12 protein-coding genes are annotated in these 12,829 nt (G+C 56.9%); 5 read left to right on the plus strand and 7 right to left on the minus strand.

All coding sequences use genetic code 11. The features are described from left to right. Positions 1-25 precede the first annotated feature (25 nt). Positions 26-418, minus strand: coding sequence for a DUF3301 domain-containing protein (locus tag KDX30_RS02825; protein ID WP_027901708.1), 393 nt, complete (start codon positions 416-418; stop codon positions 26-28). 113 nt (positions 419-531) lie between these two features. On the opposite strand from KDX30_RS02825, the gene pdxY reads away from it, so the two are divergent. Next, the gene (gene pdxY / locus KDX30_RS02830) at positions 532-1,398 is read left to right on the plus strand and encodes a pyridoxal kinase PdxY (protein WP_122398228.1); all 867 of its coding nucleotides are present in this window, start codon (positions 532-534) and stop codon (positions 1,396-1,398) included. Positions 1,399-1,566: 168 nt separating this feature from the next. Here the strand turns inward: pdxY and KDX30_RS02835 are convergent, their stop codons facing one another. Further along, entirely contained in the window at positions 1,567-2,052 is a 486-nt protein-coding gene (locus KDX30_RS02835) for an acyl-CoA thioesterase (RefSeq protein ID WP_020291647.1), read from the minus strand. A 298-nt stretch (positions 2,053-2,350) separates the two neighbouring features. Here KDX30_RS02835 and KDX30_RS02840 point away from each other — a divergent pair, with 298 nt between their 5' ends. After that, positions 2,351-4,114 (plus strand): cation:proton antiporter, encoded by a 1,764-nt coding sequence (locus KDX30_RS02840; protein ID WP_231674910.1) that lies wholly within the window; start codon positions 2,351-2,353, stop codon positions 4,112-4,114. A 132-nt stretch (positions 4,115-4,246) separates the two neighbouring features. Here KDX30_RS02840 and KDX30_RS02845 read toward each other — a convergent pair whose 3' ends face one another. The 3 genes from KDX30_RS02845 to uvrD form a co-directional block, all read right to left on the minus strand. Continuing rightward, positions 4,247-4,654, minus strand: a complete 408-nt coding sequence (locus tag KDX30_RS02845) for an SMI1/KNR4 family protein (protein ID WP_027901704.1) — start codon at positions 4,652-4,654, stop codon at positions 4,247-4,249. A 133-nt stretch (positions 4,655-4,787) separates the two neighbouring features. Continuing rightward, positions 4,788-5,639 carry a Tim44 domain-containing protein gene (locus KDX30_RS02850; protein WP_027902356.1) on the minus strand — a complete coding sequence of 284 codons (852 nt, stop codon included), beginning with the start codon at positions 5,637-5,639 and terminating at the stop codon, positions 4,788-4,790. A gap of 528 nt (positions 5,640-6,167) precedes the next feature. Beyond that, positions 6,168-8,351 carry a DNA helicase II gene (uvrD, locus tag KDX30_RS02855; RefSeq protein WP_122398230.1) on the minus strand — a complete coding sequence of 728 codons (2,184 nt, stop codon included), beginning with the start codon at positions 8,349-8,351 and terminating at the stop codon, positions 6,168-6,170. A gap of 251 nt (positions 8,352-8,602) precedes the next feature. Between uvrD and hexR the strand changes: the two genes are divergently transcribed. After that, positions 8,603-9,469 carry a transcriptional regulator HexR gene (gene hexR, locus KDX30_RS02860; RefSeq protein WP_027902358.1) on the plus strand — a complete coding sequence of 289 codons (867 nt, stop codon included), beginning with the start codon at positions 8,603-8,605 and terminating at the stop codon, positions 9,467-9,469. Positions 9,470-9,555: 86 nt separating this feature from the next. Here the strand turns inward: hexR and KDX30_RS02865 are convergent, their stop codons facing one another. Beyond that, positions 9,556-9,888: a hypothetical protein gene (locus KDX30_RS02865; protein WP_231674911.1), complete on the minus strand. Its 333-nt coding sequence runs from the start codon at positions 9,886-9,888 to the stop codon at positions 9,556-9,558. Between the two features lie 209 nt (positions 9,889-10,097). On the opposite strand from KDX30_RS02865, the gene KDX30_RS02870 reads away from it, so the two are divergent. Next, a complete protein-coding gene (locus tag KDX30_RS02870; protein WP_080238321.1) occupies positions 10,098-10,322 on the plus strand; it encodes a PA3496 family putative envelope integrity protein in 225 nt (74 codons plus the stop codon). Here KDX30_RS02870 and KDX30_RS02875 read toward each other — a convergent pair. Further along, a complete protein-coding gene (locus KDX30_RS02875) occupies positions 10,276-11,226 on the minus strand; it encodes a LysR family transcriptional regulator (protein WP_122398232.1) in 951 nt (316 codons plus the stop codon). The genes KDX30_RS02870 and KDX30_RS02875 overlap by 47 nt on opposite strands. Positions 11,227-11,410: 184 nt before the next feature. Between KDX30_RS02875 and KDX30_RS02880 the strand changes: the two genes are divergently transcribed. Further along, positions 11,411-12,826 carry an acetyl-CoA carboxylase biotin carboxylase subunit gene (locus KDX30_RS02880; RefSeq protein WP_027902361.1) on the plus strand — a complete coding sequence of 472 codons (1,416 nt, stop codon included), beginning with the start codon at positions 11,411-11,413 and terminating at the stop codon, positions 12,824-12,826. Positions 12,827-12,829: the final 3 nt, after the last annotated feature.

The raw sequence follows: 12,829 nt of genomic DNA on the forward strand, positions 1-12,829 counted from the left end.
AAGCTATCCACACACGGCGCGAAATCTACTGCTTCCACTTGTTGTGTTCTTGCCGCCATTGGCTCAGCTGGATGATTTCTGCACTCGGGGGCGGCGTTTTCATCTCGAACGGGTAGGGCGCCAGTTCGATCTGCGCACTGTGGGCACCAAACATGGTGATGGTGCCTGGGTGACGCTGCTCGCCGGTCACCGTGAACTCAAAGTTATACACACGGGCCAGACGTTTGCGGCCCTGTGAGTCCCGGGCAAACGTCAGCTTACGCAAGGCCACGTTGCCGTCCAGCAACTCTATATCCAGTTTCGCGCAGTGTTGTTTGACCCGCTCCAGCGCTCTTTCGCGCAAACCGTGGGCGTGCCATAGCCATGCCGCACCGGTGGCCAAAAGCATCAGGACAAACATGTTTCCCAGGGTCAGCATGAAGAAGCACTCCAACAAAGTGCCACCAGCTTAACTGTCTCCGGGGTTTTGCAGCCATACTGCGCGACTTAAATTTCTTACTACTGCATTTGCATCGTGTTCAGGAACCCTAGATGAAACGTACACCCCATTTGCTCGCCATCCAGTCCCATGTGGTTTTCGGCCATGCAGGCAACAGCGCTGCGGTGTTTCCGATGCAGCGAATCGGGGTGAATGTCTGGCCGCTGAACACTGTGCAGTTTTCCAACCACACCCAGTATGGAAAGTGGGCAGGCGACGTGTTGCCCCCGCAACAGATTCCCGCGCTCATCGAGGGCATCGCGGCGATTGGCGAGTTGGGCAATTGCGACGCAGTGCTCTCCGGTTACTTGGGAAGCGCTGCCCAAGGCCGAGCGATTCTGGTGGGCGTTGAGCGGATCAAGGCGGCCAACCCTAACGCGCTGTATCTGTGCGATCCGGTGATGGGGCATCCCGAGAAGGGCTGCAGCGTGCCCGCGGAAGTCAGCGATTTTCTGCTCGAAGAAGCGGCAGCTGTGGCGGACTTCATGTGCCCGAACCAGTTGGAACTGGATAGCTTCTCCGGCCGCAAACCTGAGTCGTTGTCCGATTGCGTGGCCATGGCGCGTGCCTTGTTGGACCGGGGCCCGAAAGCCATTGTGGTCAAACATGTGGATTACCCCGGCAAGCCCGCTGACGGCTTTGAAATGTTGCTGGTGACCGCCGATGGCAGTTGGCACTTGCGCCGCCCGCTACTGGCCTTTCCGCGCCAGCCAGTGGGGGTGGGCGATCTCACGTCCGGGTTGTTCCTGGCGCGCGTACTGCTGGGTGATGAACTGGTTGCGGCTTTTGAATTTGCCGCCGCCGCGGTCCATGAAGTGCTGCTGGAGACCCAGGCGTGCGGCAGCTACGAACTGGAGCTGGTCCGCGCCCAGGACCGCACGGCTCATCCTCGGGTGAGGTTTGAGGCGGTGCGGTTGTAGAGTGTGGTCAGCACGGTTCCCTGTGGGAGCTGGGCTTGCCCGCGATAAACGATCACGCGGTGTATCTTATATCTGCGTCTCATATATCGCGGGCAAGCCCGGCTCCCACAGGAATAGCATTCCAATTGATAGTCTGTATTGCCTGATATACCGGGGTTGAGTCTCGCCTTAGAGCGTCTCGTCCTTGATTTCCTGATAACGCTTTTCCAGCTCCTGGCGGATTTGCCGACGCTGTTGCGCCTGAATGTAGCGGCGTTTGCCGTCCAGGCTTTCTGGCTCCAGCGGCGGCACGCTGGCCGGCTTGCGCTGATCGTCCACGGCGACCATGGTGAAGAAACAGCTATTAGTGTGGCGCACCGAGCGCTCGCGGATGTTTTCCGTGACGACCTTGATGCCGACTTCCATTGAGGTATTACCGGTGTAGTTCACCGACGCCAGAAAGGTCACCAATTCACCCACATGAATCGGCTCGCGAAATATCACCTGATCCACTGATAGCGTCACCACGTAACGCCCTGCGTAGCGGCTCGCACAGGCATACGCAACTTCATCGAGGTATTTCAGAAGGGTGCCGCCGTGTACGTTGCCAGAAAAGTTGGCCATGTCCGGGGTCATCAATACAGTCATCGACAGCTGGGCGTTTCCGGGTTCCATAGCGTACTCACGATCAAGGCGGTTCAGAAATTGCACCTTATGACGGTGCTTACGGATTCAAGCGGTGTGTGACAGTTATCGGGACGCTTGCTGGCTTGAGGCCGTCACGCGTGCAGCCGATCTGTTTCCATATATTGCACCGGCTTTATCGATGAATGCGCGGTGTTAACCTGCAAAAGCCCGTGGATCGGGCAATTTCTTACAAATTAATCAGATTTCTGCACTGCAGTGGCTGAATTCTCCGTCGTCCTGATGAGAGTTCGGCCATCAGCAATGCGTTTCATAAGGAGCCGGACCCATGCATGCCATCAGCTTTATTCAGGATTTGGCGGTGATCATGCTGGTGGCTGGTGTTGTGACCATCCTCTTTCATCGCCTCAAACAACCTGTAGTGCTGGGCTACATCGTCGCCGGTTTCATCATCGGCCCGCATACACCGCCGTTCGGCCTGATCCACGACGAAGACACGATCAAGACCCTCGCCGAGCTGGGGGTGATCTTCCTGATGTTCTGTCTGGGGCTGGAATTCAGCCTGCGCAAGTTATTCAAGGTTGGGGCAACAGCGTTCATTGCGGCGTTTCTCGAAATCACCCTGATGATCTGGATCGGTTATGAAATCGGTCAGTACTTCGGCTGGAGCACCATGGATTCGCTATTCCTTGGCGCGATCCTGGCGATTTCTTCGACGACCATCATCGTCAAAGCGCTCAATGACCTGAAGATGAAAAACCAGCCCTTTGCGCAGTTGATCTTTGGCGTGTTGATCGTCGAAGACATTCTGGGCATTGGCATCATTGCCTTGTTGTCCGGGATCGCCGTCAGTGGCTCAGTCAGTTCGGGCGAGGTGTTTTCTACCGTCGGCAAGCTGTCGCTGTTCATGATCGTCGCCTTGGTGATCGGTATTCTCGTAGTGCCGCGCTTGTTGGCTTACGTGGCGAAGTTTGAAAGCAATGAGATGTTGCTGATCACCGTGCTGGGCCTGTGCTTCGGCTTCTGTCTGCTGGTGGTAAAGCTCGAATACAGCATGGTACTGGGCGCGTTCCTGATTGGCGCGATCATGGCCGAGTCGCGGCAATTGTTGAAAATTGAACGCTTGATCGAGCCTATTCGAGACATGTTCAGCGCGATCTTCTTCGTTGCCATTGGCTTGATGATCGATCCTGCGATTCTGGTGCAATACGCCTGGCCGATTGCGGTGATCACCGTAGCGGTTGTCCTCGGCAAAATGTTGTCCTGCGGATTGGGTGCCTTTCTCGCCGGTAACGATGGCAAGACCTCGCTGCGGGTGGGTATGGGCCTGTCACAGATTGGCGAGTTTTCCTTCATCATCGCGGCGCTGGGCATGACCTTGCAGGTCACCAGCGACTTCCTCTATCCGGTGGCGGTCGCGGTTTCCGTTATCACAACTTTGCTAACGCCTTATCTGATTCGCGGTGCCGATCCGTTGTCGAATCAGTTGGCGAGCATCATGCCTCGCCGCGTGGCGCGGGTGTTCGGCATGTACGGTGAGTGGCTGCGAAGCATCCAGCCACAAGGCGAGGGCGCGCTGCTGGCATCGATGATTCGGCGGATTCTGTTGCAGGTCGGGGTCAATCTGGCCCTGGTCGTGGCCATATTCTTCTGCGGAGGCTATTTCGCCGAGCGTATCGGCGTGTATATCAGCGACTGGGTCAGCGACGTTGGGCAACAGAAAGCCTGGATCTGTGGCGCTGCATTGCTGCTCTCACTGCCCTTCCTGATCGCGGCTTATCGCAAGCTCAAAGCGCTGTCGATGCTGCTGGCTGAGATGGGCGTCAAACCGGAGATGGCGGGTCGGCACACGGCGCGAGTGCGCAAGGTGATCGCCGAGGTGATCCCGCTGCTGTCTTTACTGGTGATCTTCGTGATGCTCGCGGCGTTGTCCGCCAGCATCCTGCCGACCAACGAACTGCTGATTCTAATCGCCGTGATTGCCGCCATTGTCGCCGCAGTGGCATGGCGCTGGTTCATCAGAGTGCATACGCGCATGCAGATCGCGTTGCTGGAGACGCTGGGGAATAACCAGGAGTCGAACGGGCATTAGCGGCCCGGTTGAAACCTGATAAATCCGGGTACTGTAGGAGTTGTCGGAGGTTACGACGGCGCCGATAGCGGTTTGCCTGACACACCGCTATTCGCAGCCTGCGGCAGCTCCTACAGATCCAGGTAATGCAGCTCAGCTTTCCAGCCAGACGTCCCGCGCCCAGTGCCATACCGATTCCCAGCTTTCTTCGGTGACCAGCTCTTCTTCGCCAGACCACAGCACCACGGTGCCGTCTTCTTCGACGCAGTAGTAGTCTTCACCGTCCTGGCAGATCGGGATCAGCTCGCGCGGCACGCCGATGTCCCAGGCTGACGCGGCGACTTCCGGCAGGTAAGTGTGCGATCCGGGGTCGGTAACGGTCACCGGTTCCAGGCTGCCGTACACCACGTCGCTCACGGTCAGGAGAAATTCCTTGAAGACGAAGGGGATGTTGATGAACAGCTGTTCTTCTACCTCAACGAGTTGATCCTCGTCGGGCAGTTCCAGCGGAACCGGAACAGGTTCATTCGCTTCGCGTAATTGTTCAATGACTTCTTCCACGGCCTGGCTCCTCTGACTTGATGGCGCGGTTTATACAGTAGCTTAAAGCGTTTCTCAAAATAACTATCCCAACGGATAAAACAAAAACCCCGGACAAGTCCGGGGTTTCTGCTTACGCGTGGAGCGGTCTGGATCAACCGTTCTGGCGAATACCTGCAACCAGCCAAGGCTGATTATCGCCTTGTGGGCGTTCCATGTTCCAGCTTTCGCTGAACACTTCACCCTGATCGAAGCGCGAAGACTTGGACACACCGCTGAATGTCAGCGTGGCGATGGTCTTGTCTGCACGATCATCCAGGCCGTCCAGTTGCACGTTCAGATTGTCGATATAGGTCGACTGGAAGGCGTCGCCCAGATCCGCACGTTCTTTCTTCAGGAACTGCAGCATCTGTGGGGTCACGAACTCTTCGATCTTGTCCATTTCGTTCGCATCCCAGTGCTGTTGCAGCGACTGGAAGTGGCTACGAGCAGCTTCAAGGAAGCGGGTTTCGTTGAACCAGGCCGGAGCGTTGATCACCGGAGCGGCTGCCGATGCTGCACCCGAACCACCAAAGATGGAATTCTGGGCAGGCTGTTGAGCGTTTTCACGCTGATAAGTCATCGGGCCAGCGGCGGTAGCCATTTGCTCGCCTTGTTGCTTACGACGACGGGCCGCGATGAAGCGGAAGATCAGGAAGGCAATGACCGCCATGATCAGGATGTCGAAGATCTGCATCCCCTGGAAGCCGTCGCCCATGAACATGGAAGCGAGCAGGCCGCCAGCAGCGATACCGGCCAATGGGCCGAGCCAGCGGGAAGCACCGCTAGCAGCAGGACGACCAGCAGCGGTTGGTGCTGCGGCTGGAGTGGTCGGAGTGGCTTGGCGCGACTGGTGACTTGGCGCCGAGCCCATGCTCTTGCCACCACCGAAACGCGCAGCGTTGGCTTCGAAGCTCATGGTGAGCCCGATGCACAACGCCATAGCGATGCTTAGAAAACGTTGCATAAGGGTATTCCCGTTTTGTGGATTGCACGCGCGCCATATTGCATAGGGCATATGTGTCTGGCTAGCGGCCAAGTGTTTCCGGCTTTTGCGTGATTGCCGAAGACCCTATTTAGATTGGTCCGTAGGGCTTCGCTGAAAGTTCTGTAGGACAGATCGCCGGACAGTGTCATCTATATGGAGGTGACCGGTGGCTGATTCAATCTGCCGCTGCATCACTGCTGTCTGTGGGAGCTGGGCTTGCCCGCGATAAGGCTGGATACGATTCACATGAAACCGCGTTGACCTTATCGCGGGCAAGCCCAGCTCCTGTCAAACAAGATAATAACTACCTGATCTGGAATGCATTTTCTGTAGGAGTGAGCTTGCTCGCGATAGCTTCAGCACAGGCAATATATTCATCGACCAACAGATCGAATCGCGAGCAAGCTCACTCCTACAGGTCCCGTGTTTGCTGCGCGACAGCGTGGTGTCAGGACGCCGGGGCAGCTCCCACAGGAAGTATTTCCATTCAGAAAACGAGTCAGCAGTCTAAATAGCTTCCAGCTTCGCGTAGCCCATCATCAGCCACTTGCTGCCTTCGGCGAAGTTGACCTGGACACGCGCCTGAGCGCCAGCGCCTTCGAAGTTCAGGATAACGCCTTCGCCAAACACCGCATGCTGCACACGCTGCCCAAGGCTGAAGGCTGTCTCCGGAATGCCGGTGCCATTGAAAAGGCTGCTGTTGCTGACCTTCTGCGTGCCGCCGAAAGGTCGAGTGACGCTGTTGGACAGGCGCACTTCCTGAATCAGCAGCGGCGGAATTTCACGTACGAAGCGCGACACCTTGTTGTAGGTCTCGCTGCCGTACAGGCGACGGGTTTCCGCGTAGGTCATCACCAGCTGTTGCATGGCGCGGGTAATGCCGACATATGCCAGACGCCGTTCCTCTTCAAGACGGCCCGGTTCTTCCAGGCTCATCTTGTGGGGGAACAGGCCTTCTTCCATGCCCACCAGGAACACGTAAGGGAATTCCAGGCCCTTGGCACTGTGCAAGGTCATCAATTGAATGCTGTCTTCATGCTCTTCGGCCTGGGTATCCCCGGCTTCCAGCGAAGCATGGCCGAGGAATGCCGCCAACGGGGTCAGCTCGGCGTCTTCTTCGTTGTTTTCGAAGTTGCGCGCGGCACTGACCAATTCCTCAAGGTTTTCTACCCGAGCCTGGCCTTTTTCGCCTTTCTCTTCCTTGTGGTAGTTGATCAGTCCGGACTGCTCGATGACGGTTTGCGTCATCAAATGCAGCGGCATCTCCATGACCTTGGCGGCAAGGTTTTCGATCAGCTCGACGAAACCGCCCAGCGCGCCTGCCGCACGGCCGGTCAGACCTTTATTGGCGATTAGTTGGCGAGTGGCTTCCCACATCGAGACATCGGCATGGCGAGCATGCTGACGAATCGCTTCGACGGTTTTTTCACCGATGCCACGGGCCGGCACGTTGATGATCCGCTCCAGTGCCGCATCGTTGCCACGGCCTTCCAGCAAGCGCAGATAAGCCATGGCGTTCTTGATTTCGGCGCGTTCGAAGAAGCGCTGGCCGCCATAAATGCGGTACGGAATTCGCTCGCGCAGCAACGCTTCTTCAAGCACCCGGGATTGGGCGTTGGAGCGATACAGAATGGCGATTTCGCTACGGGCAAGACCGGTCTTGAGTGCGCTTTCAATGGTTTCAACCACGTAGCGGGCTTCGTCGTGTTCGTTGAATGCCGCGTACAGATTGATCAGCTCGCCATCACCGACATCAGTCCACAGCTCTTTGCCCATGCGGCCGCTGTTATTGATGATCAGGCCGTTGGCCGCTTTGAGAATACTGGCGGTCGAGCGATAGTTCTGCTCAAGACGAATGACTTCGGTGTCCGGGAAGTCCGACGAATACTGGTGGATGTTCTCGATCTTCGCGCCGCGCCAGCCGTAAATCGACTGGTCGTCATCGCCGACCACCATCAGGCTGTCGCCACCCTGCGCCAGCAAGCGCAACCATGCGTACTGCACGGCGTTGGTGTCCTGAAATTCGTCCACCAGCACATGGCGGAAGCGGCGCTGATAGTGAGCAAGCAGGCCGGGATTGTCGCGCCACAGGTCGAGTGCACGCAGCAGCAGCTCGGAGAAATCGATCACGCCGGCACGCTGACAGGCGACCTCATAGGCTTCATAGACCGACTTCATGGTAGTCAGAAACAGATCGCCGCTGGCCTGAATATGCTTCGGGCGCAGGCCTTCGTCTTTTTGACCGTTGATAAACCACGTGGCTTGTTTGACGGGCCAGCGTTGTTCATCAAGCCCCAGCTCGCGCATGACGCGCTTGACCAGGCGTTGCTGGTCATCGCTGTCCAGAATCTGGAAGGTCTGCGCCAGATTGGCTTCCTGCCAGTGTGCCCGCAACAAGCGGTGCGCAAGGCCGTGGAACGTGCCCACCCACATGCCTGCCGGGTTGATGCCCATCAGTTGTTCGATCCGGTGGCGCATTTCTGCTGCCGCCTTGTTGGTGAACGTCACCGACAGGACCGAATGTGGCGAGGCTTGCTCGACCTGGATCAACCAGGCGATGCGATGCACCAGCACACGGGTTTTGCCGGAACCAGCGCCGGCCAGGACCAACTGACGACCCACGGAGGCAGCTACGGCCTGACGTTGGGCATCGTTGAGGGAATTAAGCAGAAGGGAGAGATCATCGCGCATCGACGCATTCTAGGGTGCCGAGCGAAACCGGGCAAACCATGCTTTGCGCGAATCGACAAAAGCAGCATCTGGCGACGGGTGGCGAGCGGTTGTCGGGACGTGAGGGGGATAGGCATCAAGGTAGGCTACGGGCGCCGGGCGAACTGCGATTCATGATCAAAGGAGCGTTTAACTGGGCGTCCCGCAGGTCATGTAGTATAACTACAAAAAAGCTACATCCCGTCCCATGCACCTTTGCCGAGTCTGCCCCTTTGAATCTGCTGCAACACATCGCCCAGTCACGCCATCTGTTACGCAAGTCGGAGCTGAAAGTCGCCGACCACGTGCTGCTTGACCCTGCGGCTGTGATGCACAGTTCCATGGCCGATCTGGCGCACAGCGTTGGTATCAGCGAGCCCACTATCGTGCGCTTCTGCCGTGCCATTGGTTGTACCGGCTTTCAGGACCTGAAGCTCAAGCTGGCGCAGAGTCTGGCTGCCGGGGCGAGCTTCGGCCAGTTCGCGATCCACGAAGATGACTCGGTCGCTGACTACAGCCTGAAGATTTTCGATACCACGCTGCATACCTTGATGGAAGTTCGCGAAAACCTTGATCCCCATGCGTTGCAGCTGGCTGTGACTGCCATGGCGGCAGCCAAGCGGGTCGAGTTTTACGGGTTTGGTGCGTCGGGTGCGGTAGCGGCTGACGCTCAGCACAAGTTCTTCCGGCTGTTGCTCAGCGCGGCGGCTTATTCGGATCCGCACATGCAGGCCATGTCGGCGGTTACACTGGTCCCATCAGATGTCGCTGTTTGCATTTCCCAGTCCGGGCGCTCCAAGGATCTGCTGATCACGGCGAATCTGGTTCGCGAGACCGGTGCGACGTTGATCACTTTGTGTCCAAGTCAGACACCACTGGCTGAACTGTCGTCAGTCAATCTGGCGATTGATGTGCATGAAGACACCGAAATCTATACGCCTCTGACTTCGCGCATCGCGCATCTGGTAGTCATCGATGTGTTGGCGATGGGCGTTGCCATGGCGCGTGGCCCAAGTCTGGTCAACCACCTCAAGAGCGTGAAGCGCAGCTTGCGCAGTCTTCGTCTTTCGCCCAAGTCGATCAAGTCTCACGAGGATTGATCGCTTCGACTCCTGTACAAAAACTGCTACCAGCTACCCGAAAGTAGCCGGCAGCAGTTCACTGCTATGAAACCAATCCGTGTTTATCAATGAGTGACTTGCACGTCATCGATGCTTGCCAGCAGCTTGCCTTTGTAAAAGATACTGACCCCGGTGATGCTTGCGCCACTGGATTGCGTGTACCTGACCGGTCTATCAAACAGTTCTGTTTCATCCCTCTCCACCGGCAGGGTGATTTCGTCCTTTCTGCTTTCAACCATCAGATCGAGGCCTAGATGATTACCGGCAGCGGGGGATTCACTGCGAACCAGAACTGCCTGGAGGTGGTAAGGTAGCGACACGATGCCAGATACTTTTAAGGTATTAACGCCTGGCATTTTGTCGTCTTGCGCATGCCAGTCTCTGTTTTGAATGCTCATGATTTAGCTCCTTGCTAAAGTTAATTGCGTCCTGCAGGGCTACTATCTCAAGGTCGTGTTGATGGGTTGCACTACATAAATATATCGGTTGTTGCGTCTTGTTTCCGATGTGACACGTGTTGACCTTAACCATCCTGTCACGCATTCGCCGTCAGATCGTCACGCCCTCCGGGCATTCTGTACTCCCGCAACGCACTGGGAGACAGGATATGCCTCGGCACTACGATGACTCGCAACAGAGCAGCACCGTCAAAACCCGCCGTCAGCAGGAAGATCAGCGACGTATGGGGTTCCGTCGGGCAATAGAAAGCTATTCCGAAGCGCGTCGGCTCAATCAAGAGCTGTGCGACTTTGAAGAGAGCGTTTCAGAGCGCTTCTGGCAGGCGGCTAAACCTTTGGAAGACGCCCGTCGAAACGCTCCATCAGCTGGCTGATCTGCGCACGTTCGGTGCGGATGAACGCCAGGAAGGCGTGCGCCACGGGCGACAGGCGTCGATCCCTGGCCTGCACCACGCACCAACTGCGATAAAGCGGCAACTCTGCCACCGGTAACTCTTTCAGCATGCCGGTGGCGAGTTCCAGGCTGACCGCGTGTCGGGTCAGCATCGCGATGCCCAGCCCGGCCAGCACGCTTTCCCGTTGCGCTTCGTGAGCCGACATCTCTACGGTCGTGGTGAAGTGCACGCGCTTGTCCTTGAAATACTCTTCGCAGGCCTTGCGAGTCCCCGAACCATTTTCCCTAATCAGTAAGGTATAGGGCTCCAGATCCTTGAGCGCTAAGGTACGTCCGTCGCATAGCGGATGATCCGGCGGAGCGACGGCTACAATCGGATTATTGAGAAACGGCAGGAATTCCAGGCCCATGTCTTGCGGCACCATGGACATCACGACCAGATCATCGCGGTTATCCGACAGCCTTCTGATCACTTGAGCGCGATTGACCACTGTCAGGTTGAGGACCACCTCCGGGTATTTACGCTTGAAGGCGGCAAACAAGTGCGGGATGAAGTATTTACAGCTCGATTCGACGGCCAGCTTCAATTGCCCTTGTAGCGAGCCCTGCATATCGGTGAGCTGCATATCCAGGCTTTCCAGTCGCCCGAAGATATCGCGACTGGCCGATTGCAGCGCTTCTGCGGCCTCGGTCAGGTAGAGCTTTTTGCCGACGTATTCAAACAGCGGTTGGCCTACGAGCTCTTCCAGCTGGCGAATCTGCAGGCTGACAGCCGGTTGAGTAAGCGACATTTCCTCCGCTGCTCTGCTGTATGAACGCAGATCACACACTTCGTTGAAAATTCGTAATTGACGCAATGTCATACGCATCAATGACTTACGCATTTTTAACGACCCCGCTTGTTCGCTGAATCTTCAACTATAAGTCTTTACTTATACACAACCCAATTTTTACTCATTTTTGTTAATCCCTGATCGGCCTTAGGGTGTCCCTGCGGCAATCAACCACATGCCCCGTTACAAAACCGGTTCAGCTATAAAAACCGGTTCAACGGTCGAGGGAATACTCGTGATAACAAAAATCCTGATCGCCAACCGTGGAGAGATCGCTGTCCGGATCGTGCGCGCTTGCGCCGAGATGGGCATTCGCTCGGTGGCAATCTTTTCCGACGCCGACCGTCACGCGTTGCATGTGAAGCGTGCTGACGAAGCCCACAGCATTGGTGCCGAACCGCTCGCGGGTTATTTGAACCCGCGCAAGCTGGTTAACCTGGCGGTGGAAACCGGCTGCGATGCGTTGCATCCCGGCTATGGCTTTCTATCAGAAAATGCCGAACTGGCTGACATCTGCGCTGAACGTGGGATCAAGTTCATTGGTCCGTCCGCGGAAGTCATCCGTCGCATGGGTGACAAGACCGAAGCACGCCGCAGCATGATCAAGGCAGGCGTACCTGTTACGCCCGGCACCGAAGGCAACGTGGCGGATATTACCGAGGCGCTGGTTGAAGGGGACCGCATCGGGTATCCAGTGATGCTCAAGGCGACCTCGGGTGGTGGTGGGCGCGGTATCCGTCGCTGCAACAGCCGCGAGGAACTGGAGCAAGCCTTCCCGCGAGTGATTTCCGAAGCGACCAAAGCATTTGGCTCGGCGGAAGTCTTTCTCGAAAAATGCATCGTCAATCCCAAGCACATCGAAGCGCAGATTCTCGGCGACAGTTTCGGCAATGTCGTGCACCTGTTCGAGCGCGATTGCTCGATTCAGCGCCGCAACCAGAAACTGATCGAGATCGCTCCCAGCCCGCAACTGACGCCCGAGCAGCGCGCCTACATCGGCGATCTGTCGGTGCGTGCCGCTAAGGCCGTTGGCTACGAAAATGCCGGGACTGTGGAGTTCCTGCTCGCTGAGGGCGAGGTGTACTTCATGGAGATGAACACTCGCGTGCAGGTGGAGCACACCATCACCGAGGAAATCACCGGCATCGACATCGTCCGCGAACAGATTCGGATCGCGTCGGGCCTGCCGCTCTCGGTCAAGCAGGAAGACATCATTCACCGTGGCTTTGCCCTGCAATTCCGGATCAATGCCGAAGACCCGAAGAACAACTTCCTGCCGAGCTTCGGCAAGATTACCCGCTATTACGCGCCCGGCGGCCCCGGTGTACGCACCGATACGGCGATTTATACCGGCTATACCATTCCGCCGTATTACGACTCCATGTGCCTGAAGTTGATTGTCTGGGCGTTGACCTGGGAAGAGGCGATGGACCGCGGATTGCGCGCTCTGGATGACATGCGTCTGCAAGGGGTTAAAACCACAGCGGCGTATTACCAGGAAATCCTGCGTAACCCTGAATTCCGTAGCGGCCAGTTCAATACCAGTTTCGTTGAAAGCCACCCTGAACTGACTAACTACTCGATCAAGCGCAAACCCGAAGAGCTGGCCCTGGCTATCGCTGCCGCCATCGCCGCTCACGCAGGCTTATGAATA

The sequence above is a fragment of the Pseudomonas quasicaspiana genome (genome assembly GCF_021147825.1).
Taxonomy (GTDB): domain Bacteria; phylum Pseudomonadota; class Gammaproteobacteria; order Pseudomonadales; family Pseudomonadaceae; genus Aquipseudomonas; species Aquipseudomonas quasicaspiana.